This is a genomic window from Caballeronia humi (assembly GCF_001544475.1).
GTDB lineage: Bacteria > Pseudomonadota > Gammaproteobacteria > Burkholderiales > Burkholderiaceae > Caballeronia > Caballeronia humi.
Map to the genome: position 1 here is coordinate 13,012 of NZ_FCNW02000033.1, position 22,309 is coordinate 35,320.

The 22,309-nt window shown below is 61.0% G+C and carries 17 protein-coding genes and 2 pseudogenes; 14 read left to right on the forward strand and 5 right to left on the reverse strand.

Annotated features, from left to right (window positions below; genetic code table 11):
- Positions 1 to 901: pseudogene (locus AWB65_RS37880) on the forward strand (response regulator); the annotation flags it as partial.
- A 6-nt stretch (positions 902 to 907) separates the two neighbouring features.
- On the opposite strand, the gene AWB65_RS23975 reads toward AWB65_RS37880, so the two are convergent.
- On the reverse strand, positions 908 to 1,177 hold the full coding sequence (locus AWB65_RS23975; protein WP_087669516.1) for a DUF1488 family protein: 270 nt from the start codon (positions 1,175 to 1,177) through the stop codon (positions 908 to 910).
- A 349-nt stretch (positions 1,178 to 1,526) separates the two neighbouring features.
- Here AWB65_RS23975 and AWB65_RS23980 point away from each other — a divergent pair, with 349 nt between their 5' ends.
- Positions 1,527 to 2,135 (forward strand): H-NS histone family protein, encoded by a 609-nt coding sequence (locus tag AWB65_RS23980; protein ID WP_087669517.1) that lies wholly within the window; start codon positions 1,527 to 1,529, stop codon positions 2,133 to 2,135.
- Positions 2,136 to 2,817: 682 nt separating this feature from the next.
- On the opposite strand, the pseudogene AWB65_RS37035 reads toward AWB65_RS23980, so the two are convergent.
- Positions 2,818 to 3,042, reverse strand: a pseudogene (locus tag AWB65_RS37035) (DUF6429 family protein).
- Positions 3,043 to 4,924: 1,882 nt separating this feature from the next.
- Here AWB65_RS37035 and AWB65_RS23990 point away from each other — a divergent pair.
- From AWB65_RS23990 to rpoD, 5 genes are all read left to right on the forward strand, one after another.
- Entirely contained in the window at positions 4,925 to 6,103 is a 1,179-nt protein-coding gene (locus tag AWB65_RS23990; protein WP_087669519.1) for a ParA family protein, read from the forward strand.
- A 114-nt stretch (positions 6,104 to 6,217) separates the two neighbouring features.
- Positions 6,218 to 7,075, forward strand: a complete 858-nt coding sequence (locus AWB65_RS23995; RefSeq protein ID WP_235007737.1) for a ParB/RepB/Spo0J family partition protein — start codon at positions 6,218 to 6,220, stop codon at positions 7,073 to 7,075.
- 318 nt (positions 7,076 to 7,393) lie between these two features.
- Positions 7,394 to 8,635: a replication protein O gene (locus tag AWB65_RS35785; protein ID WP_125474185.1), complete on the forward strand. Its 1,242-nt coding sequence runs from the start codon at positions 7,394 to 7,396 to the stop codon at positions 8,633 to 8,635.
- A gap of 307 nt (positions 8,636 to 8,942) precedes the next feature.
- Positions 8,943 to 9,629 (forward strand): glutathione S-transferase family protein, encoded by a 687-nt coding sequence (locus AWB65_RS24010; protein WP_087669523.1) that lies wholly within the window; start codon positions 8,943 to 8,945, stop codon positions 9,627 to 9,629.
- Positions 9,630 to 9,945: 316 nt separating this feature from the next.
- Positions 9,946 to 11,958, forward strand: a complete 2,013-nt coding sequence (gene rpoD, locus AWB65_RS24015) for an RNA polymerase sigma factor RpoD (RefSeq protein ID WP_087669524.1) — start codon at positions 9,946 to 9,948, stop codon at positions 11,956 to 11,958.
- Between the two features lie 98 nt (positions 11,959 to 12,056).
- On the opposite strand, the gene AWB65_RS24020 is transcribed toward rpoD, so the two are convergent.
- Positions 12,057 to 12,416 carry a hypothetical protein gene (locus tag AWB65_RS24020; protein WP_235007738.1) on the reverse strand — a complete coding sequence of 120 codons (360 nt, stop codon included), beginning with the start codon at positions 12,414 to 12,416 and terminating at the stop codon, positions 12,057 to 12,059.
- Between the two features lie 376 nt (positions 12,417 to 12,792).
- Positions 12,793 to 13,497 (reverse strand): glutathione S-transferase C-terminal domain-containing protein, encoded by a 705-nt coding sequence (locus tag AWB65_RS24025; RefSeq protein WP_087669525.1) that lies wholly within the window; start codon positions 13,495 to 13,497, stop codon positions 12,793 to 12,795.
- Positions 13,498 to 13,843: 346 nt separating this feature from the next.
- On the opposite strand from AWB65_RS24025, the gene AWB65_RS24030 reads away from it, so the two are divergent.
- Together AWB65_RS24030 and AWB65_RS24035 are read left to right on the forward strand one after the other, a co-directional pair.
- Positions 13,844 to 14,299 (forward strand): hypothetical protein, encoded by a 456-nt coding sequence (locus AWB65_RS24030; RefSeq protein WP_125474186.1) that lies wholly within the window; start codon positions 13,844 to 13,846, stop codon positions 14,297 to 14,299.
- Positions 14,300 to 14,394: 95 nt separating this feature from the next.
- Positions 14,395 to 15,156: an SDR family oxidoreductase gene (locus AWB65_RS24035; protein WP_087669526.1), complete on the forward strand. Its 762-nt coding sequence runs from the start codon at positions 14,395 to 14,397 to the stop codon at positions 15,154 to 15,156.
- A 4-nt stretch (positions 15,157 to 15,160) separates the two neighbouring features.
- Here the strand turns inward: AWB65_RS24035 and AWB65_RS24040 are convergent, their stop codons facing one another.
- Positions 15,161 to 15,391 carry a hypothetical protein gene (locus AWB65_RS24040; protein ID WP_087659094.1) on the reverse strand — a complete coding sequence of 77 codons (231 nt, stop codon included), beginning with the start codon at positions 15,389 to 15,391 and terminating at the stop codon, positions 15,161 to 15,163.
- A gap of 248 nt (positions 15,392 to 15,639) precedes the next feature.
- Between AWB65_RS24040 and AWB65_RS24045 the strand changes: the two genes are divergently transcribed.
- The 5 genes from AWB65_RS24045 (at position 15,640) to AWB65_RS24065 (ending at position 22,256) form a co-directional block, all read left to right on the forward strand.
- Positions 15,640 to 17,640, forward strand: a complete 2,001-nt coding sequence (locus AWB65_RS24045) for a sigma-54-dependent Fis family transcriptional regulator (protein ID WP_087669527.1) — start codon at positions 15,640 to 15,642, stop codon at positions 17,638 to 17,640.
- A 189-nt stretch (positions 17,641 to 17,829) separates the two neighbouring features.
- Positions 17,830 to 18,894, forward strand: a complete 1,065-nt coding sequence (locus AWB65_RS24050) for an ATP-NAD kinase family protein (protein ID WP_087669528.1) — start codon at positions 17,830 to 17,832, stop codon at positions 18,892 to 18,894.
- A 42-nt stretch (positions 18,895 to 18,936) separates the two neighbouring features.
- A complete protein-coding gene (locus AWB65_RS24055) occupies positions 18,937 to 19,941 on the forward strand; it encodes a thiamine pyrophosphate-dependent dehydrogenase E1 component subunit alpha (protein ID WP_087669529.1) in 1,005 nt (334 codons plus the stop codon).
- Positions 19,942 to 20,124: 183 nt separating this feature from the next.
- Positions 20,125 to 21,144 carry an alpha-ketoacid dehydrogenase subunit beta gene (locus AWB65_RS24060; RefSeq protein WP_087659098.1) on the forward strand — a complete coding sequence of 340 codons (1,020 nt, stop codon included), beginning with the start codon at positions 20,125 to 20,127 and terminating at the stop codon, positions 21,142 to 21,144.
- Positions 21,144 to 22,256 carry an acetoin dehydrogenase dihydrolipoyllysine-residue acetyltransferase subunit gene (locus tag AWB65_RS24065; protein WP_087669530.1) on the forward strand — a complete coding sequence of 371 codons (1,113 nt, stop codon included), beginning with the start codon at positions 21,144 to 21,146 and terminating at the stop codon, positions 22,254 to 22,256. Before AWB65_RS24060 ends, AWB65_RS24065 begins: the two co-directional genes overlap by 1 nt.
- Positions 22,257 to 22,309 lie beyond the last annotated feature (53 nt).

Here is a 22,309-nt window from a genome sequence, read left to right on the forward strand (position 1 = left end):
CAACGCTCAGGCCTACGTCGGGTGTACAGCGAACCCGGCCGCGGCACGACGATCCGTATCTACTTGCCGCGCGTGCGCCAGGAAGAAGACCTCGAGACGAATATCGACGCCGGTCCGGCGAACGGCGGCACGGAGACGATCCTCGTCGTGGGAGACGACGAAGAAGTGCGCGCCACGGTCGTCGAGATGCTGTCGGACCTCGGCTATCGCGTCTTGCGGGCAAAAGACGCGCAAAGCGCGCTCGCGATCGTCGAAAGCGGCGTTCCGATCGACCTGCTCTTCACCGACGTCGTGGTGCCCGGCGCGCCGCGCAGCACGGAACTCGCGCGCAAGACGCGCGAGCGGCTGCCCGCGGTGGCGGTGTTGTTCACGTCGGGTTACACCGACAACGCGATCGTGCATTCGGGCCGGCTCGACGAAGGCATCGAATTGTTGAGCAAGCCGTACACGCACGAGGCGCTCGCGCGCAGCGTCCGGCACGTGCTCGCCGATCCGCACCGGCGCGCAGCCTCGGATGTGCTTGCGGCCGGCCGGCCGCAAGAGCGCGAAAGCGACACGGCCCTGGCGGCGGTGCGGCGTTTGTCGATCCTGCTGGTGGAAGACGACGATCTCGTGCGCTCCAGCACCGCGGAATTGCTCGCGACGTTCGGGCTCGCCATCGTCGAGGCAAACTCGGACCTGGAAGCGATGCGCGTCCTGCGCGAACGGCCGGTCGATGTGATGCTGACCGATGTCGGGCTTGGCGGGGCGTCGGGTGTGGAACTCGCCATCGCGGCGCGGCGGCTCATTCCAGCGCTGGACGTAATTTTTCTGAGCGCGCGCGCTCGCGGGCGCGCAGCAAATGCGCAAGGCTTACGATCCGCATGATCTGATCGATTCGCTGAAGGCTTGTGTTCGATAGCCGTATTCAGTGTGAAAAGTCGGCGGCGTGAAGCACGATCGACGGGCTCTTGTCCCGCAGCATTTTCCGCTCGACGGCGGCCGCGATACGCTTGCGCCCGTCCGCGAACGCCTTCAGGAGCCGCGCGTCAGACGCACCGATCGGCGACCAGAAATGCTCTTCGAGCGCGTCCCGGGTAATAGCGCACTGCACCGTCTGCCCGTGCGCGGCCGCCACGAAGACGACCCGCTTTCCGTCTGACGAGACGCTCGCCTCTGCTGTAAGTGTGCTTTCCATGACCGCGCTTCTTTTCAGCCGACCGGCCCCGGAACGTCCGGAGCGCCGCACTTCTGATTCGTTCTCAGCGCAAATGATAGCGCCCAATTGCGGGAAGCGTCGTGTCGCGGCGTGCAATGGCGGCGAGGTTGGTTTCCTCTGGTGTTTAGGGTTCGGACCGATCGGCCGGGCTCGTTTTGATGCCACGCGGACCATGTGCATTCGATTAAGCATTCGCTTGGCTCTTTGCAAAAGACACTGCAGGTGGCTTTAAGCTTCGTTTAGCTCTGCATCTTTAATATGGTCGATCCCTTCGCTAAACGCGCTAAAGGTGGCATAGTGCGATCAATACCCCCTTTAGGAGTTGACCATGGCAACGCTCGCACAGCTTAAGCAACGGATTGCAAAGCTGCAAAAGCAGGCTGAAACAATCGCCGCAAAAGCGGCGAAGTCTGTTTTGAATGACATTCGCGCAATAATGGACGAACACGGTTTGACGACCGCCGACATCGATGCGCATCGCTCAGGACGCAAGACCGCGCGCAAGGCCACGCCGCCAAAAGCGGCTAAGAAAGTCGCCAAATCCTCAAAGGCTTCGAAGACCACGAGCTCCACGGGCAAGCTGCCAGCCAAGTATATAAACCCGAAGACCGGCGAGACATGGAGCGGCCACGCGCGGCCTCCAGCCTGGATCAAGGACGTGAAGGATCGCACGAAGTTCCTGATCGACGGCGCGGCGGCGCAACCGGTCGTCGCCAGCAAGAAAGTCACGGCCAGGAAATCGCGCTCGGTCAACGGCATCGCCTCGACCAAAGCCACGGCAAGCCGCAAGTCTGCTGGCAAGACGGCCACGTCCACGAGCAAAAGCGCTCAACCAGCCAAGCCTGTGACGCGACGCGCACGTGCAAAGCCAGCGAGCAACGGAGCGGCGCAACTGGCTTCAGCCGACGGTGCATCACCGGCGGCTGTCGTCGCGTAAAGAACTGTGTTTTCGCGCGGTGCTGTTTTGGCCGCGCGATTTGCCGTCGACCACATTGCATTCTCCACTCTGAAGAAGAATGTATGCCCTTCTTCTGCCAAGCCTGATTTGTATCAGCGCACCGCCCTCTTCCGCGCAGTGAACTCGTCTTTCATCGTGCCGGTATTCTTCGACGCGGTGTGGCAAAAACGCTGATGGACCGATCCCTTGCTCTGTCTGTGCAAAGTTTTCTATCGCGACGACGAGAATTCGCACGCTCGAAAGATGGCGTCAGGGGCTTAGCGAGCTTCCTTTTAGCTCCTGCATCAGCGACAAATCTCAAGATACGCGGGATCGATCGGCGCGATGCGCGTTGTTCCTCCAGCTGAACTTCGAGTGCGAAACATGCCGGTTGCACTTCCTCGCCGAAGTGGAGGCGAGTAGGCTTACTGCCCGTAGACTTCGACGCGTTGAGCTTCCGTCAAACGCTTTGAGGAGTTTTGTCTGCGTCACTTTAAAACAGTGGGCTCGTTCGCTGCATTTCGCCCGTATCCAATGATTGCCGTTTCTTAAGGGCGTCGGCTCAGTTTGTATAAGACGTATCATGGAAATATCGGATCTTGCTGCTCCTAACCGGTTACCGATAAAGCTACTAACGGTGTGAATTTATCGCTTGACTGCGCAACAAGCGTCTTCAGTACAGTCATGGATTTGCTTCATTAGGGCCCGCGCCTCCAAGCGTGAAGTGCTGCTTGAAGAGGCGCCCGGATTTGTGCAGTCCCTTGTCGGTGAACCACAGATTCGGCTTTATTGACCGGGTCGCCAATCATGCCTTGCTCGTCAAGTCTGTTTAGCGCATTCCAATCAAAGCTCTCCATGCCCGGACTCGGTCATGAAGCGTCAGATAAAGAAGGGTGTTGATGTTCATCGTAGTTACTCTGATACGGTGTGGATTGCCCCGGCGGCTCGAGGTAATCACGACGCGTCGCTGACAGAAAGTCGAGAGCGCTCGATGTGGAAAGATCTGACAGGACGCTACGAAAACGCATTCGCGCGACGAACATCACTCCTCCAGCAGAGCCTCCTGATCGTTGAGCGACAGACTATTCGTCGGCGACGATCACACCCTATCCCTGCGGGTTCTCAATTTGCTGGAGTTGCTGACCGGGCATTCCCGTTAGTCTTCGCGATAGGCCGCGCGCATGCTGGAAGACGATTCCCGATTCGGACTTTGCCGACTCTTCCCGCGTCGGTAGATTATTTGCGAGCATCTTCGCTCCGGGATCGGCGTTCGGGACCGTGCGTCGCCCGAAACAAGGTTGCAGGTCCCGAAATCGCGATCAGGGGCGTGCGCGAAGGAAGCAAGGACGTCGTGAGCGGTTATCGAAGATCGCGCCGCTCAAAAGGACCGCGTTAGGTTGTATTCGAACATCGGCGTTTCGTTGTCAATTACGGGAATGTTCCGGGCATCGCTATAAAGGGTAGCTCGTCAGGTCGATCGCCGCGGTACCGAGGCGCGCGTACCGAAAGGCACGGCGTCCTTAGAGTGGTGCCTCAGATTCGCGGTTCCATGCAGCGTTCGTTGACGAATGAGGACGATCAAGACGCTTTAAGGATGCGTCGGCGCTGAAGACTGCAGACAAATGTCCGGGAACGTTGACGCATTGCGCCGTGGACATCTGCGCAACGAGAGAGCAGAGCGTCGTGAGCATCTCGCAGACGGATCAGGCCGCTGCTCAAAATGCGGGACGGCTTCGCGTTTTTTGAGAGGGAAGGTCTCGTGCAGGGTCTGGCGCAAAAAATCTACGAAGTAAGCGCGCTGACTTTCTTGCTGGAGGGACCCGGCGCAAATAGCGTTATGCAGGCCAGCGGTGTAGTTACTGTTTGGCCCGAACCATTCGAGCAAAATATTCCTCGCATCGTCGTACGCTGACACTCCACAAAATGTTCAGGCAGAGGACGGCAGGCTTCGTCCCTTCATTTTGGGAACCGTCATGGCGCGTTTTTGACCATAGCGTATGGCGGGTCAAGATAAGCTAGGCACGGGCGTTGGCTGTAGCGAATTCATGAAATCTGTAACGCTGGCTACATTTTCGATTTTAGATTCTCGCGATGGCCATCAAATCGGTGGAAATGGCGTAAAAATCATCGGTGTAGAGAGGACAGCCGTGAAACATGTTCAGGTTTGCTCTTCAACTATATGATTTATAAAGAATCTGACCGCTATCCATAAAATCAGTGTTGTTTCACGATCGATAGCGATGTGCGAAATCCACGGCGGAAATCTTTGCTCGCTGGCCCTCTTCGGGAAGTACAACGGATGCTCGACGCCCAGAACAGCTTGCGGAGCTGCCGCATGACGCATCGGGGTGACTGTTGTAGATAGCCTCTGGCCGCCGCGCTCCGGACATCGCTCCCACTATGGCGTGTGGAGAGGTGGGCCACTTGGTCGGCCAGTGTGAGACGCGGGTCGCTATGGCGGGCTTCATCGATCGACCTGGCGTGTATCGTCCCACTGGGCGATCCGCCCGGTCGCATTACTGTTCAAGCAGCAATCGACTGTGCCATGTGCCTGACGGATGGCGCCAGTTCGGATTCTTCCCAGTCACACGCCTTAAACTGCCGTTCGTTTACTTTTCGTCCGGAATATCGTCCCGAACGGGCCGCCATTAGCTGCGCGTCTCTCGAAACAACACTTCAGAGTTTACTTGAGGTTTACCGGTTCGCCGTTTATTCTTCGGTTTGCGGCATCTTCCACACAAACCGAAGAATTTTTTGCTTACCTAGGCCTGCCAGTGACTGCGAATTCCATGTTAAGCGCGCGGCTTCCCGAAGTCGACCAATCCGTTTCGATAGAAACGCTCTTGGGAGTGGCTGCACAAGCCACTGACATCCTTAACCAGATTCGCGATGCGATGCTGGAACCGTATCCGCGAAAAAGCGCGCCCACTTTTACCAGCGCCCAAGTTGCGTCGCTTTGCGGACTGGACAAGCAACGTTTCCAGTATCTCACTACGAAAGGCGACCTGCCGCCCGGCACGTCGAAGGGTGCTGGGCGGAGCAAGGAATTCACGCTTGCCGAGACGCTCACATGGGTCCGAGCGACGTCGGAGCGCGCCCAGCGACCTCAGGGTAAACGCGGACGCATCGTCACCGTCGCCAACTTCAAGGGTGGCGTCGCGAAGACCACGACGGCCGTGTCGGCTGCGCAGGCGCTCACGCTGCTCGGGCGCAAAGTGCTGGTCATCGATTGCGATCCGCAGGGAACGACCACGCAACTTTGCGGGTGGGCGCCTGACGCAGAGATATCAGATGACCAGACGCTTCTACCGCTCATCTATGGCGATCAACAGACCTTGCACTACGCCGTGCAGGAAACTTACTGGCACAACCTGGACCTGATTCCCGCGTCTTCATCGCTATTCGATGCCGAGTTCGAGATCCCCGCGAAGGTGCTGAACGACAGCACCTTTGAATTCTGGGAGATCGTGCAGAAGGGACTTACGCCGCTGGCATCGGACTACGACGTCATCGTCATCGACACTCCGCCTGCTCTAAGTTATCTCACTATCAACGCTTTGCTGGCATCGGATGCGATTTTGCTCCCCTGCCCTCCTGAAGCGCTGGACTTCGCAAGCTCGACACAGTTCTGGCATTTGTTCGCGGATATCGCAAAGAAGCTGCCAGGCGTGCTTGAGCAAAAGCGCTTCGACTTCGTGAACGTGATCATGACAAAGGCGAAATCCGACGATGTTTCCCGTGTCGTTCGCGGATGGCTTCAGAAGGCTTACGGCGATCGCGTGCTGCCATTCGAAATCCCGGAGTCGACGGTCCCGAAGGGCGCGTCCGCGCAACTGTCGACCGTGTATGACCTCTCGAAACCGGACGGGAGTACGGCGGCGTACAACCGGTTCAAGGAACCACTGGATCGGCTGGCAGAGCATCTGGATGCACAGTTCGTGCGCTCGTGGAACAAATCGGAGGTTTAAATGGGCATCGGGGACAGACTACTTGCGAAAACGGCGAACGTTGGGTCGAAGCCAGCGGATGCGAGCCCGCCCAGGCCGGTGAACCCGGAACCGAGGACATCGCCGGGTCGATTGATGGACGCGCAGAACCGGATCAACTCGGCGCAAGCGCGAATCAAAGAACTGGAAACGCAACTTGAAGACAAGGCGGCGCTTGAGGTGGGGCTGGACTCCTTGATCGAAGTCAACGGCAGACGACGCAGACTGACGTCTGAGCAATTCCAGGAATTGAAAAACAACTTGGCGCAGCACGCACTCGCGACGCCTATCCTCGTCCGAGCCCTCCCCGACGAGCGGTTCGAAATTGTAGCCGGTCACAATCGCGTAGCGGCGTATCGCGAACTCGGACGGAAGAGTATCCGCGCCAACATTGCGTCGATCGAGGAAGGCGAAATCGAGTTCGCCGCGTTCTTCTCAAACCTGCTTTCGCCGTCACTCACAGACTTCGAAAAATACTGGAACTTCAAACGGCTTCAGGAAATTTCCGGACTCTCGCGCACCGAAATATCGGAGAGCGCCGGCCTCAGCAAAAGCCACGTGACACGGATTTTTTCGTTCGACGCTCTTCCCGATGCCGCAAAGGCGGCACTTTCGGAGAAGCCCGAGCGACTGGGAAGCAATGCGGCCCAAAAACTCGCGGCACTCGCCGATGCAGGAAAGACCGAGAAGGTGGTGGAGGCTATTCGCCGGCTCGTAGACGATGAAGGCTTCACTCAGGACCGCGCTGTTGCTTTTGCCACCGAGAAGCCACGCACAGCGCCTTCATCGCCAACAGTAATCAGGGCAGGGAAGCGAAAGGTTTGCGAGATCTCGACCCGAAATGGCGTCGTGGGTGTTCGATTTTTTGAAAAGGACGCTGCAGACGCCGATGAATGGGCGCAACGAATCTCCGCCTTCATCAACCAAAGTCTTAGCAAAGATGACAGCGAATGAGTTTCTAGTAGGTTTTCCCGTTAAATCAACGACTTAGCGAGAACACAAGTAAGTGCTGCCGAAGCTCTAGTAGAGTTTTCTTAAGAATCAACGACTTAGAGAATCACCGTAGAGGTCAGCTATGTAGATTTTATTGCTTCAGAAAGACAAAAGCCTTCGGCGCCAACCGAAGGCTTTTGAATATCGGGCTTAACTGTCGTTCGCCCGTTACGCTTCCCGACGCCAATCGGGTCACGAGTGCACACCTCGAAGTGTAGCGAATAGCGTTCGCCAGTCAAGCGTTTGTCTTCCATTTTTTCAGAAATGGACGTACTGGACATGCTTATCGCGCAACTTCCCGTTGCTGGCGAGGAAAACTGTCGTCTCCTCGCTTCAACATCCGTCGGTTCGAATGAAGATCGAGCAGCAATCGAAGAATATGCTTGCGACCGATCGAACTTGCCGTGGATCATTTTTCGCGCCGCCCATCGCGCCAACCACGTCGAAGCGCTCCCTTCACGCTCGCGAGCGCTACTCGCCGCCCTCGCTCGCACTGTGGATGCCAACCGCCCCTATGCGGCCATTTTCGCTCGACGCGAGTTGCTGACCGGTCGAGCGCTTCAATCGATGCGCACGTTCTATAGAAGCCTCGACGATCTCGAAGCTGAAGGATTCATCGTCCGTCCGCCTCAGAAGCGGTATGGCAATGCAGGGCTCTTCGGGCGCGCATATCTTCATCTCACTGATAAAGCCGCCGCTCTTCTTGGTCTCGTTGATGACCATGGAGCGGAATCGCCACCGCAAGATACACAGGCCTTCCGCAACGTTGCCGAAACCGAAACATCTTTTTCGCCCGCGACTCCGTGTGTCACCGTGGCAGACGGACCTATATATAAGGATCTATACCCTAAGACTCAAAAGAGACAATCGGCGCGACTACCCGAGGACCTTCAGCGCTTACTGAGCCTGGGTTTTCATGAGTTTTTGATTTTCAAACTGATGCGTGAAGCAAAACAAAGTCTCAAGCGACTTTCCGAAGTCGTCGAGGCCACTTGGGAGCACTTGAAGCACGCGAAGTGCCCAATCAACTACCTCCGGGCGCTACTGCGGTCCCCAGTGGATTTCGCACATCAACTTCGCGCCAAGCACGCTGCGCGTGTTGAAGCCGAAACGATACGGAGAAGGGCACACGAAATAGATGCAATTCTCAAGCAGCATGCCGGTGAGACATTCTTCGATCTTTCTACCGATCGACGTTTCGATTTGTCCGCCGATGTATCGGAAATCATTGTGCGACACCATGCCGAACCGTCACCGCGCGTGCGCGTCGCAAATTGGGCTGAGGACTTTGTCGTAGCGATCGAAGAAGGGCGTATCGTTCGTGCGACGCCAGAGCGGACATTCGCGTTTGCAGCGAAGCTTGGGCAAAGTATTTCGTCCGCCAATCTCGATCATGCCTCGATGAGTGCACGACAAAAGCCCGTGCGCACGTCCGTTATCGACCAGCGTCTCAACGAGATGAAACGTCTGTTGCGGAAAAGTTGCGCAGGTGTAGTTGCAACCGGCAGTGCTATTGGGTGAGGATTCGAATTGGCCGGTTTCTTTTTACAGCCGTGTTTTCCGGATGTGATTCGCGCTGATGTCATGGCTCATCAAGGCTTCGTGCCGCACAAGGGATGAACAAAATCCTTTGCATATCAACGATTTATGCAACTAACCGTTTACTGCACCACGGGTTCAGAAAACACTTAAATGACTACGCCTATCTTCATTCGCGTGGACGACGCAGCGGCAGCAGGAAGGCTAAAAAAAGGCCTCTGCCCGCCAAAACAATGCGACCTCCGACCGCACGCGATCTACATCGGCGTCTCGAACTAAGGATTACCGAATGATCAAGTTCTACTACCATCCTTCGCCGAATCCTGCGAAGGTAGCTTTGATGCTCGAAGAAACGGGAATCCCGTACGAATTGGTACCTGTCGACACTCGCAAAGGCGATCAGCACGCGCCTGCATTCACAGCGATCAACCCTAACGCAAAGACCCCAGCGCTGGTCGATGACGATGCCATCGTTTTCGACAGCAACGCGATCCTCCTGTACCTCGCAGAAAAGACAAGCCGCTTCGTCCCACCGAACACGCCCGCCAACCGGGCCCAAATGTACTCGTGGCTTATGTTCGTCGCGACTGGCATCGGCCCGTACTCCGGCCAGGCGGTCCACTTCAAACATTTCGCCCCCGCCCCGAAGGACTACGCCGTCAACAGATACGACTTCGAAGCCTGGCGCCACTGGAACATCATCAACGCTAGGCTCGCCGCGAACCGCTATATGCTTGGCGAGGAATATACGATCGTCGATATGGCCGTGTGGGGCTGGGCGCGCGCCCTGCCGTTTGCGCTAGGTGCCGACGCCTGGGACAAATTGCCACACGTCAAACGTCTGTTCGACGAAATCAACGCGCGCCCAGCCGCCGGGCGCGTCGACGCGCTGCGCAGTGCCCATCAGTTCAAAACCGAAATGGACGACGACGCCCGCCGCGCGATGTTCCCCCAAAACGCGCGTTTGGAAGCGTGAGGGAACGCGTCAAAGGGCGTAGTCTCCACAGACCGGCGCCCTATCCGCCCACGCGCAATCCCGTTGATCCACAGTCGCTGATTAAATTTCTATTGCTGCGACGCAACAAGCGCGGGTATAATCTAAGGTTGCGCGATTTGCGCACAGTTCCAAACCGGCCCGCCCGTTATGCGCGGGCCGCGTTCTTTGCTCGTAGCGATCTTACAGGTCGTGGGATCGTGGAACTCTCAGGCCGCGAATGTCCGCGGCGCGAGAGACGGCGATACCTGTAGCCACTGGTCCCGCCATCGCCGAGCAAGCCTGTCGAGGAGAATGTATGGCAAGTTTTGATCGGGAAGATTCAGGGTCGGAAACGACCGTATCCGCACGGAAGACAACGGCCCGGCGCGCAGGCAAAGGCAAGGCAGCCGCCGCCTTGCTACCGTTGGACGCCGCATCGACGGCGTTGCAGGACGAAGAGCGGCAGCGTCAGATGCGCGCCCTCATCCAGTTGGGCAAGGAGCGCGGTTACCTGACCCACGCGGAAATCAACGATCACCTGCCCGACAACTTCGCGCAAACCGCCGCGATCGAAACCATTGTCAGCACGTTTAATGACATGGGCGTGGCGGTCTATGAGCAGGCGCCCGACGCCGAAACGCTGCTGCTCAATGACGCCGCGCCGGCCGCCGTGTCCGACGACCAGGCCGACGAGGAAGCGGAAGTCGCGCTGTCGACCGTCGATTCCGAGTTCGGCCGCACGACCGACCCCGTGCGCATGTACATGCGCGAAATGGGTGCGACCGAACTGCTGACACGCGCGGGCGAAATAGCGATTGCGAAGCGCATCGAGGATGGTCTGCACGAGATGATTCAGGCGATCGCGGCATGTCCGGCCACCGTCTCGACGATTCTCGCGAGCGCGGCGCAAGTTGAATCGGGCGAGCTTCGCATCGACGAACTCGTCGACGGGTTGAACGAAGACGGCGAGGAAGAAGAACTGTCGGCATCGGATACGACGGCTACGACCGAGATCGATACCGCCGATACATCCGACTCCGACGACTCCGACAGCGACGACGACAGCGACCTCGAAGCCGTCGATTCGAACAAGGCCAACGAAGCGCGTCTGAAGCAACTCGCGAGCGACAGTCTCGCGATCTTCGCGCGCGTTCGTGAACTGTTCGAACAGATGCCGCGCAGCCGCGCCACCGACGAAAAGGGCGCCGCCGCCTTCGCTCGTGTGCGTGAAGAGATCCAGCGCGAACTGGTGCCGATTCGCTTTACGGCTCGCACGATCGACCGTCTCTGCGCCGATGTGCAGCAGCAGGTCGCGCAGGTGCGCGCGGTCGAGCGTCGCATTCTGCAGATTGCCGTCGACCGGTGCGGCATGCCGCGCGACAAGTTCGTCGAGTCGTTCCCCGGCCACGAAACTGATCTCGGCTGGACGGCGAAGACCGCGTCGGCATCGTCGTCGCGTGAATTTGGCGCGGCGCTCGAACGCAGCTTGCCCGCGATTCAGGCCGAACAGCAGAAGCTGATCGACATCGAAGCGAGCGTCGCGCTGCCGCTCCAGCAGTTGAAGAAGATCAACCGCCAGATGACGGCCGCCGAGGCGAAGATGCGTCAGGCGAAGCGCGAGATGATCGAAGCGAACCTGCGTCTCGTGATCTCGATCGCGAAGAAATACGTGAACCGTGGCATGCAGTTCCTCGACCTGATTCAGGAAGGCAACATCGGCCTGATGAAGGCGGTCGACAAGTTCGAATACCGGCGAGGCTGGAAGTTCTCGACCTATGCGACGTGGTGGGTGCGCCAGGCCGTGACGCGTTCGCTCGCCGATCAGGCGCGCACGATCCGCGTTCCGGTGCACATGATCGAAACGATCAACAAGCTGAACCGCATCTCGCGCGAAATCCTGCAGCAGACCGGGCAGGAAGCGCATCCGGCGGTGTTGGCCGAGCGCATGGAGATGCCGGAAGAAAAGATCCGCGGCATTCTTAAGATCGCGAAGCAGCCGGTTTCGCTCGAAACGCCGGTCGGTGAAGATGCCGATGCGACGCTCGGTGACATGATCGAAGACTCGAGCGCGGCATCCCCGGCGGATGCCGCCGTGCACGCCAACATGCGCGCCGCGATCGACGATGCGCTTAACGCCCTCTCGCCGCGCGAGGCGAAAGTGTTGCGCATGCGCTTCGGCATCGATACGGCGTCGGATTACACGCTCGAAGAGCTCGGCAAGCAATTTGACGTGACGCGCGAGCGGATTCGCCAGATCGAAAGCAAGGCGATGCGCAAGCTCATGCATCCGAGCCGCGCCGACAAGCTTCGGCCGTTCCTCGATCGTTGAGATTGCGGGGCGCGATCAAGCGCTCTGTCAGATGTAAAAAGCGGCCAGCTTGGCCGCTTTTTTTTTGCAGTAGAGACTCTCGTTAGCTCAAAACACCGCTACCGCTGCGCACTATTTTCGGGATCGATCGATACAGCGGGCGACGTCGAGCACGCCTCAAGCGCCGTGATCGCTTTTTTCGCGAGCGTCATCGTTTCGTCGCAGGCGGGGCGGTCTCTGAAGATCGCGCAGCCGCCTCCCGCTTCCACCTTCGACAACGCCCGTTTCACCCGTGCCAGCGCAAACTCCGCCGAGCCAGCGTCGGCGATGAGCGCCGCCACGTTGAACACGCTCCCCGATGCCGTCTCTACCCAGTTCGGACACGCGGGACCGGCCTGGGCCAGCGTCGAGAGGAGCAGGGCGATGCCGCCGACGAGCCATAGCCAGGGGTACCGCGAATCGGGTGAGAAGGGTTTCATGATGATCATCCGCTACACGAGCGATCGGCTCGATCGCTGAGCGAGTCGCCGATCTGTAAGCGCCTACTAAAATTGTCCACAGCTTTTGTTGAGAAGTTTGTGGATATCCTGCCTGAATCGTCGATAAAGCACTGACGCGAAAGGAAAATCATCGCACGAACGATCGGGTGGCAATAGGAGGGCAACAGGCATCAAGCCGCCGGCCACGACGCTGTCGAACCACGGTAGCGAAACAAAAAAAAGGCGGCAAGCACCGGCGGAAATCGGCGGTTGAGAACTTGCTGGCACGCAAACCCGAGTCGGACTCGGGGCCAGAAAGCCGCCACTGCGACAACTGATTACGCAACGGCGGAATCGGCCCACCGAACGCGCGTCCTCACCCTCGCTTCGGAATATCCAACGCCCTCACCACAGTTGGACGCGTCAAAAACGCGTCCAACACACGCGCGACGTTCGGAAACCGCTCGAACGCCACGATTTCGCGCGCTTCGTAAAACCCCACGAGATTGCGCACCCACGGAAACACGGCCATATCGGCGACGGTGTAATCATTCCCCATGATCCACGCGCGATCCGCAAGTCGCGTCTCAAGCACGCCCAGCAGCCGCTTCGTCTCCGCGACATACCGATCGCGCGGGCGCTTGTCCTCGTATTCCTTCCCTGCGAACTTGTGGAAGAACCCCAACTGCCCGAACATCGGCCCGACGCCGCCCATCTGGAACATCAGCCACTGGATTGCTTCATAGCGCTCGGCAGGGTCGTGCGGCATAAACTTGCCAGTCTTGTCGGCGAGATAAATCAGGATCGCGCCCGATTCGAACAACGCCAGCGGCTTGCCGCCGGGACCGTCGGGATCGATGATCGCGGGAATCTTGTTGTTCGGACTCACCGACAGAAACTCGGGTGTCATCTGGTCGTTCGTGTCGAAGCGCACGAGATGCGGCTCGTAGGGGAGGCCGGTCTCCTCCAACATCGTCGATACCTTGACACCGTTGGGCGTCGGCAGCGAATAGAGTTGCAGCCGCTCAGGGTGCTCGGCGGGCCATTTCTTCGTAACGAGGAAGGCGGAAAGATCGTTCATCGGGGTCCTCAAACAAAGGCGCCGGTCGAGTCCGGCGATAGGCCGTCCAATATAAACACTCCCGTCATTCTTGTCTTTTCCGCTCAGAAAACGCGGCGTCCGCAGCTTGCAATGACTATCGCGCGGACCTTGCAAAAAGGGACTGAGGGTTCGCGTACAGACTTCCATCGCCGTCGGCGCGAAGCTGTAACCACTCGCTCGGCAACACGGAATCACGGCCTTCCTGCAAGGCAGCACGCGCGGGAAAGCGCCAGGTCCGCAGCGCCCTTTCGACGATGAAATATTGGCGCGTTTATTGCATCGATCCTGACGCCTCGTACCGTCAGAAACACGATCGACGCATGCCATGAAACAGCGCCTTCTAAACCTCGCGACCGCGCTCGCCACGACAAGCGCCGCCATTGCGGCCGTCGCCCCCGCCACGTCATACGGGCACGCGCTCGATCGGCCGCTCGATTGCAAGTCGAGTGCGCACACGTTCATCGCGCCGCTTGTCAACGCGCGCTATATCGAGACGACGCCGATGCGCGTCGAGTCGAACTCTGTCAACGCGTTCCGCCCGACGCATGGCAGCGATCTCACTGCGTTCGGCTTTCGCGTGTACGCCGTGCTCGGCTACGAACGCGACGACGCGATGTTCAAGAAGGGCAGCGGGCAGCCGCTGACCGATTCGGCTTACGGCGTCGTGGTGACGGGGCCCGCCGAGCAGGTCGAGGAGCGCGTGCGGGCGTCGGGCAGCGATGCGGTCGTGCATTCCGTGGTGCCGCTCGTGCTGACGGCGGTGTTTTGCGGCAAGGGGTAGACGCGATCGTAAGCTCCTTTCCCCGTGTGCATGACGCCCAAAGTTGGTAATGTCCAACCTTCGGCACAGCGTGCAACAACACGGAGAAGACGGCAATGTCAGAAGGAAGCAACGAACGTATCGCAATCGTGACGGGCGCGGGGTCCGGTATCGGCCGGGCCGCGGCGCTGGCACTGCTTGGCGACGGCTGGCGCGTCGCGCTCGCCGGCCGCCGGCCCGAGCCGCTGGAAGCGGTGATCAAGGAATCGAACGCGCAAGACCGCGCGCTCGCCGTCCCGACCGATGTCTCCGACCCGGCGTCGGTCGCGCGTCTTTTCTCGGCGGTCGTGGAACGCTTCGGCCGGGTCGATGTGCTCTTCAATAACGCCGGCGTGAGCAATCCGCCCGGCCCGTTCGAGGACTGGACGCCCGAGCAATGGAAGGGCGTCGTCGACATCAATCTCAACGGGATGTTCTACTGCATCCAGGCCGCGTTTCGCGTGATGCGCGATCAAAACCCACGCGGCGGCCGCATCATCAACAACGGTTCGATTTCGGCGACCGCGCCGCGTCCCAATTCGATGGCCTACACCGCGACCAAGCACGCCGTCGAAGGACTCACGAAAACCGCCTCGCTCGACGGCCGCAAATACGACATCGCGGTCGGACAGATCGACGTAGGCAATGCGCGCACCGAGTTGTCGCAGCGCATGGAGAAGGGCGTGCCGCAGGCGAACGGTGAAATCGCCGCCGAGCCGATGATGGACGTGCGCTTCGTCGGCCAGTCGGTGCTTTACATGGCGAACCTGCCGCTCGAGGCGAACGTGCTGTTCCACACCGTGATGGCGACGAAGATGCCGTTCGTGGGGCGCGGCTAAGGCATCAAGCCGTTCGGTACCATACGCGGATGCCCGAATACCAGTGACTGACGCTGGTATCGTCGCCAGCGCCGAACGTCGAGAGGCTCTCGACGTTCAGTACGTCGATACCGTGCTCCGCGATCCATGCGTTCGCCCGCTCGACGAGTGCCGCGCCGTTCTCGTACACGTTTCCCTTGATCAGGTGATGCTGCACCACTTGCCGCTCGAAGTCTTCGAAGGCGATTTTCGGCATGTTGTCTCCTGGCTTTCCGGTCGGATTTTTCTTATGGCTTTCAGTCTATCAAAGGCGTCGGGGCGCTGACATGTCGCGCGCGTCCGCTTTCGTGTGACTTAAGCATTCACTTCGATGCGGTTTGCCCCAACGTACGCACAGTCGGCTACAGTAGGAGTCCCGTCCCAAAAATCGGCCGAGGCGGAACGAGGTGCTCCAAGAAGCGCCCGAGCCGCGCCGCACGGGCAGGAGACACCAAGGAGAGCACGATGGACATGCGGCAACGCAAGCACATCGAGGCGGTAGTCGAAGCGACCACGCGCACCCCGCCGATGGTCGCGGCGCGCACGCACGAAGCGATCATCGAGTCTTCGTGGCGGCGCTGCGTGCATCAGTACGGCCTCGACCCGTCGCGGATGCAGGAGGCGCGCATCCTGCCGCAGACGCGGCTGCGCGAGCACCAGCAGCGTATCGACGACTTCGCCCGCATCGCCCGGCACGGCCTTCAGACGCTTTACAGCCAGGTGGCCGGGTTGGGCTACGTCGTGTTGCTGACCGACGCGCAAGGCGTGACGGTCGACTACCTCGGCGACGCCAATACCGACGCAAGCCTGCGCCGCGCGGGCCTCTACCTCGGCGCGCAGTGGAGCGAGAATGGCGCGGGGACGTGCGCCGTCGGCACGGCGCTCGCGACGGGCCAGGCGCTGACCGTCCACCAGATCGACCATTTCGATGCTACGCATATCCCGCTGACCTGCACCGCCGCGCCGCTCTTCGATTCGCACGGCAGTCTCACCGCGATCCTCGATATTTCCGCGCTGACGTCGCCGCAGGCGCGCGAGAGCCAGAGCCTCGCGCTGCAACTCGTGCGCGTCGCGGCGAGCCGGATCGAGAACGCCAATTTTTTGCGCACGCATCGGCAGGACTGGATTCTGAAGCTCAACGCCTCGCCGGAATTCGTCGACGTCGATCCGGAATTTCTCGTCGCGCTCGATGCGAGCGGGCGCGTTGTCGGGCATAACCGGCGCGCGCACGAAATGCTCGCCGCCGAAGTCGGGCAGAGCGGCGTGCCGCTGACGCCGCTGATCGGCGTGCGTTTCGAAGCGCTGTTCGACACGCGGCTCGAAGACCTCGGGCGCTTCGTCTATTCGCGTCCGAGTGAATTGCGCGCGTTGGCGCTCTCGCGCAGCGGCGCGTTGCTGTACTTGAGCGTGATGCCGCCCGCGCCGCTCTGGCAGCCGAACGCGAGCGCCACGCGCGACGCGGCCCGCGCGATGAAAATCCCCGCGCCGCTCGCTGCGCTGTGCGGCGGCGATGCTGCGCTGGAACGCCAGCTCGAACGCGCGGCCAAACTCGTCGATTCGCCGATCAACCTGCTGATCAACGGCGAGACTGGCTCCGGCAAGGAATATTTCGCGAAGGCCCTGCATCAGTCGAGCGCGCGGCGCGGCGGGCCGTTCATCGCGGTGAACTGCGCGGCGATTCCTGAGACGCTGATCGAAAGCGAATTGTTCGGGCATCTGCCGAACAGCTTCTCCGGCGCGGGGCCGAAGGGCAAACGCGGTCTTATCCAGGAAGCAGACGGTGGCACCCTCTTTCTCGATGAAATCGGCGACATGCCGCGCGAACTGCAATCGCGCCTCTTGCGCGTGCTGGCGGAAGGCGAAGTGCTGTCGATCGGGGCGTCGCGGCCGGTGTCGGTGGACGTGCGCGTTATCTCGGCGACGCATCATCCGCTGGACGCGCTCGTCGAAAGCGGTCGGTTCCGCGAGGATCTGTACTACCGGCTGAACGGCGCGCGCTTCGCGCTGCCGCCGCTTCGTGAAAGGAGCGACCTCGACTGGCTGATTCAGAAGCTTCTGAAAGATCTTTCGGGCGCGACGGTCACGTTGTCGGAGGCGGCACGCGAGCGGCTGCATCGGCATGGGTGGCCGGGGAATCTGCGGGAGCTGTGCAATGTGCTTCAGTACGCGCGGGCGGTCTGCACCGATGCGCATATCGAAGTGGACGATCTTCCGGAGAACCTGTCGACGGCCAAGCCGACGCAAGCGGCTAAGCCAGCGCTGCCCGCCGCGAGCGCTCCCATCGATGAATTCGATCCGCATCTCTTGCCGCCCGAAGGCATGCTGCTGATGCAGTATCTGCGCGCGGCGAGCTGGAACCTGAGCGCGGTCGCGCGGCAGATCGGCGTAAGCCGGATGACGCTGTATCGGCGGATGGCGCGCTATGGCATCCGTTCGCCCAATCAGCGTGATACAGGCGTGCACTGAGCGTTACGCCTGTACTCCCCGCGATACATCTGCCGCTGTGACACCTGTCACAGCGGTCCTTCCTTCTGGCTGCCGATAGCCTCGATTCAAGCCTATTTCTGCGGGTAATCCCTCGACATTCGCACGTCTTCAGATTGGCATAGCGCTTGCCTAGTACTCGGGCAAAACAAAGCTAGATGGAGACAACGCATGCGCAGTCCCGCGCCGTCAAGGCCGCCGCTCGTCGGCATCATCGCGAATCCGATTTCGGCGCGTGACATCCGTCGCGTGATCGCGAACGCGAGCAGCCTGCAACTCGCCGATCGCGTCAGCATCGTGCTGCGCCTGCTCTCGGCGCTGGCGTCGTGCGGCATCGATCGCGTCGCGATGATGCCGGACCGCGAAGGCCTCAAAGTGATGCTCGAACGGCACTTGTCGCGGCGTCAGGGTCCGGATGCCGGGCTCGCCGCCGTCGACTGGCTCGACATGCCCGTCACCGCCCGCGTCGACGATACGTTTCGCGCCGCGCAACTGATGCGCGAAGCGGGCGCCGCCGCGATCATCGTGCTCGGCGGCGACGGCACGCATCGCGCGGTGGTCCGCGAGTGCGGCGCGGTGCCGGTCGCGGGCCTTTCGACCGGCACCAACAACGCGTTCCCCGAAATGCGCGAGCCGACCATCGCGGGCATCGCCGCCGGTCTCTACGCCGCCGGACGCATTCCCGCCGACGACGCGCTCCAGCGCAACAAACGCCTCGACATCACAATCCGCGACGCAAAAGGCAACGTGCGCAGCGACATCGCGCTCGTCGATGCCGTCATCTCGCACGAGCACTACATCGGCGCGCGGGCGCTCTGGAAGATCGACACGCTCGCTGCCGTCTACGTGTCCTACGCCGATCCGCAGGCGATCGGGCTTTCGGCGATCGCGGGCCTTCTGGAACCGGTCGGCCGGCATGAACCGGGCGGCTTGGCCGTCGAACTCGCCGCGCCCGGCGAAGGCGAATTCGAGCTGTGCGCGCCGATCGCGCCGGGCCTGATGCGCGCGGTGCCGATCGCCGGCTGGCAGCGTCTGCGCGATGGCATCCCGCAGCGCGTGCGCCAGCGCGCGGGCATCGTCGCGCTGGATGGCGAGCGCGAAATGGCTTTTGCCGCCAGCGACGAAGTGACCGTCACTCTGCGCGAAGGCGCCTTTAACAGCATCGACGTGGCCGCGTGCATGCGTTACGCGGCGCGCACGGGCCTGATGCGCCAGATGGCGCACGTGAAGCCCTGAATCGTTTTTCCGCCCCACCCACTTCAAACGAAGGAGACAGACATGACAGTCCGTTCAACGCAGCAGGACGCAGGCGCGCTGCCGCTCGGCAAGGAGGAACTGCTGACGGTCTATCGCAAGATGCGCACGATCCGCGATTTCGAGGAGCGCCTGCACGTGGACTTCGGCCGCGGCGACATCCCGGGCTTCGTGCATCTCTACGCCGGCGAGGAAGCGGCTGGCGTCGGCATCATCCATCACCTGACGGACGGCGACCGCATCGCGAGCACGCACCGCGGACACGGCCACTGCATCGCGAAGGGCGTCGATCCCGTCGCGATGATGAAGGAGATTTACGGCAAGAAAGGCGGCTCGTGCAACGGTAAGGGCGGCTCGATGCACATCGCCGATCTGTCGAAGGGGATGATGGGCGCGAACGGCATTCTCGGCGCGGGCGCGCCGCTCATCTGCGGCGCGGCGCTCGCGGCGAAGTTCCGCGGCAAGGGCGAAGTCGGCATCACGTTCGCGGGCGATGGCGCGTCGAACCAGGGCACGTTCCTCGAAAGCCTGAATCTCGCGGCGGTGTGGAACCTGCCGGTGATCTTCGTGATCGAGAACAACGGCTACGCGGAATCGACGTCGCGCGAGTACGGCACGGCAGTGGACAGCTACGTCGATCGCGCGGCGGGCTTCGGCATTCCGGGCGTGACGGTTGATGGCACGGATTTCTTTGCGGTGCATGAAGCAGCGGGCGAAGTGATCCGGCGGGCGCGCGAAGGCGGCGGGCCGGCACTGCTTGAATGCAAGATGATCCGCTTCTACGGCCACTTCGAAGGCGATGCGCAGACGTATCGCGCACCGGGCGAACTCGACGATATCCGCTCTAACAAAGACTGCCTGAAGAAGTTTGCGCAGACGGTAACGCAGGCGGAAGTGATCACGCGCGCCGAGCTGGATGCGATCGATCGCGATGTCGCCGTGCTGATCGAGCGCGCGGTGCAGGAGGCGAAGGACGCGCCGCAGCCCAGCGCGGCCGATCTGCTTACAGACGTGTACGTCAACTACTAAATCAGCGAAGACACGAAAACCTTTCATGGGACCAGAGTAAAGCGCTAAAGCGCCAACTCTGGTCGACCGCAGCTTGCATGGGACCAGAGTAAGGCGCTAAAGCGCCAACTCTGGTCGACCGCAGCTTGCATGGGACCAGAGTAAGGCGCTAAAGCGCCAACTCTGGTCGACAGGAGACGAAATATGGCCCGCAAACTCAGCATGAAGATGGCAATCAACGAAGCCCTCGACCAGGAAATGACCCGCGATCCGAGCGTGATCGTGCTCGGCGAGGATATCGTCGGCGGAGCAGGCGCCGATGGCGAGAAGGACGCGTGGGGCGGCGTGCTCGGCGTCACCAAGGGACTCTACGCGAAGCACGGCGACCGCCTGCTCGACACGCCGCTGTCGGAGTCTGCGTATGTCGGCGCGGCCATCGGCGCGGCTGCGTGCGGCATGCGGCCCGTCGCCGAGCTGATGTTCATCGACTTCATGGGCGTGTGCTTCGACCAGATATTCAACCAGGCCGCGAAGTTTCGCTACATGTTCGGCGGCAAGGCGGAGACGCCGGTCGTGATCCGCGCGATGGTCGGCGCCGGCTTTCGCGCGGCCGCGCAGCACAGCCAGATGCTCACGCCGCTGTTCACGCATATTCCGGGGCTCAAGGTGGTATGCCCGTCGACGCCGTATGACACCAAGGGTCTGCTGATCCAGGCGATCCGCGACAACGATCCCGTCATCTTCTGCGAGCACAAGAACCTGTACGGCTTCGAAGGCGAAGTTCCTGAGAACTCGTACGCGATCCCCTTCGGCGAAGCGAACATCGTGCGCGACGGCAAGGACGTGTCGATCGTCACCTACGGCCTGATGGTGCATCGCGCGCTCGAAGCGGCCGCGACGCTCGCGAAAGAGGGCATCGAAGCGGAAATCGTCGATTTGCGTACACTCTCGCCGCTCGATATCGATACGGTGCTGGAAAGCGTCGAGAACACGGGGCGGCTCGTCGTGGTCGATGAAGCGAGTCCGCGTTGCAACATCGCCACCGATATCTCCGCTCAGGTTTCGCAGCAGGCGTTCGGCGCGCTGAAGGCGGGCATCCAGATGGTCGCTCCGCCGCATACACCGGTGCCGTTCTCGCCGACGCTCGAGGATCTCTACATACCGAGCGCCGCGCATATCGTGGAAGCCGTGCGCAAGACGATGAACAAAGGAGGGTCGCACTAATGTCCGAGATCACACCGATCGTGATGCCGAAGTGGGGCCTGTCGATGAAGGAAGGCACGGTGAACGCGTGGCTCGTCGATGAGGGCGCGCAGATTTCCGTCGGCCTGCCGATCCTCGATGTGGAAACCGACAAGATCGCCAACGCCGTCGAGGCGCCGGATGCGGGCACGCTACGTCGCAAGGTCGCGGCGGAGGGCGACGTGCTGCCGGTGAAGGCGCTGCTCGGCGTGCTCGCGCCGTCCGAAGTGAGCGACGCCGACATCGAAGCGTACATCGCCGCATACGAAACCCCGCCCGACGACGAAGGCAGCGACGATGAAGCCGCCGCCGCGTATCACTTCATCGAAGTCGACGGCATCCGCGTGCGTTATGCGAGCCGCGGCGAAGTCGGCAAGACCGTGCTCTTCATCCACGGCTTCGGCGGCGATCTCGACAACTGGCTCTTCAATCTCGATGCCATCGCGGAGAAGAACAAGGTCGTCGCGCTCGATCTGCCGGCGCATGGGCAATCGACGCCCAGGCTGCCCGGCACGACGCTCGAAGATCTCGCACAGTTCGTACTGCGCTTCATGGACGCACTCGATATCGGCGAGGCACATCTCGTCGGGCATTCGATGGGCGGTGGCGTGGCGGCGCAACTGGCCGTCGATGCGCCGGGGCGCGTGCTCTCGGTGGCGTTGATCTCGCCGGCGGGGCTCGGCGACGAGGTCAACAACGGCTACACGGAAGGTTTCGTGAACGCGCAGTCGCGGCGCGATCTGAAGCCGGTGGTCGAGCTGCTGTTCGCGGACCCGGGGCTCGTGAGCCGCCAGATGCTCGACGATCTGCTGAAGTACAAGCGGCTCGACGGCGTGAGCGAAGCGCTCGCGGCGCTGGGCGGTAGTCTCTTCGGCGACGGTCGGCAAAAGGCGCTGCCGGGCGCGAAGCTCGGCGCGACGGGCAAGCCGGTGCTCGTAGTGTGGGGCGCGCAGGATCGCATCATTCCGGCCGCGCACGCCGCGAACGCGCCGGCGGGCGCGACCGTCAAGGTCTTCGACGACGCCGGGCACATGAGTCAGATGGAGAAGGCCAATGACGTCAATGCGCTGTTGAAGAAGCATCTGGCGGGGTAAGAGGAGAGCGGACGTGGTTTGCGCCACGTCCGCTGTTCTTCGTTACCCTATTT

Bases quoted from the DNA above. Each gene is read 5' to 3' on its own strand.
- AWB65_RS23975 (WP_087669516.1), bottom strand. From the start codon at position 1,177: ATGGAAAGCACACTTACAGCAGAGGCGAGCGTCTCGTCAGACGGAAAG.
- AWB65_RS23980 (WP_087669517.1), top strand. From the start codon at position 1,527: ATGGCAACGCTCGCACAGCTTAAGCAACGGATTGCAAAGCTGCAAAAG.
- AWB65_RS23990 (WP_087669519.1), top strand. From the start codon at position 4,925: ATGTTAAGCGCGCGGCTTCCCGAAGTCGACCAATCCGTTTCGATAGAA.
- AWB65_RS23995 (WP_235007737.1), top strand. From the start codon at position 6,218: ATGGACGCGCAGAACCGGATCAACTCGGCGCAAGCGCGAATCAAAGAA.
- AWB65_RS35785 (WP_125474185.1), top strand. From the start codon at position 7,394: ATGCTTATCGCGCAACTTCCCGTTGCTGGCGAGGAAAACTGTCGTCTC.
- AWB65_RS24010 (WP_087669523.1), top strand. From the start codon at position 8,943: ATGATCAAGTTCTACTACCATCCTTCGCCGAATCCTGCGAAGGTAGCT.
- rpoD (WP_087669524.1), top strand. From the start codon at position 9,946: ATGGCAAGTTTTGATCGGGAAGATTCAGGGTCGGAAACGACCGTATCC.
- AWB65_RS24020 (WP_235007738.1), bottom strand. From the start codon at position 12,416: ATGAAACCCTTCTCACCCGATTCGCGGTACCCCTGGCTATGGCTCGTC.
- AWB65_RS24025 (WP_087669525.1), bottom strand. From the start codon at position 13,497: ATGAACGATCTTTCCGCCTTCCTCGTTACGAAGAAATGGCCCGCCGAG.
- AWB65_RS24030 (WP_125474186.1), top strand. From the start codon at position 13,844: ATGAAACAGCGCCTTCTAAACCTCGCGACCGCGCTCGCCACGACAAGC.
- AWB65_RS24035 (WP_087669526.1), top strand. From the start codon at position 14,395: ATGTCAGAAGGAAGCAACGAACGTATCGCAATCGTGACGGGCGCGGGG.
- AWB65_RS24040 (WP_087659094.1), bottom strand. From the start codon at position 15,391: ATGCCGAAAATCGCCTTCGAAGACTTCGAGCGGCAAGTGGTGCAGCAT.
- AWB65_RS24045 (WP_087669527.1), top strand. From the start codon at position 15,640: ATGGACATGCGGCAACGCAAGCACATCGAGGCGGTAGTCGAAGCGACC.
- AWB65_RS24050 (WP_087669528.1), top strand. From the start codon at position 17,830: ATGCGCAGTCCCGCGCCGTCAAGGCCGCCGCTCGTCGGCATCATCGCG.
- AWB65_RS24055 (WP_087669529.1), top strand. From the start codon at position 18,937: ATGACAGTCCGTTCAACGCAGCAGGACGCAGGCGCGCTGCCGCTCGGC.
- AWB65_RS24060 (WP_087659098.1), top strand. From the start codon at position 20,125: ATGGCCCGCAAACTCAGCATGAAGATGGCAATCAACGAAGCCCTCGAC.
- AWB65_RS24065 (WP_087669530.1), top strand. From the start codon at position 21,144: ATGTCCGAGATCACACCGATCGTGATGCCGAAGTGGGGCCTGTCGATG.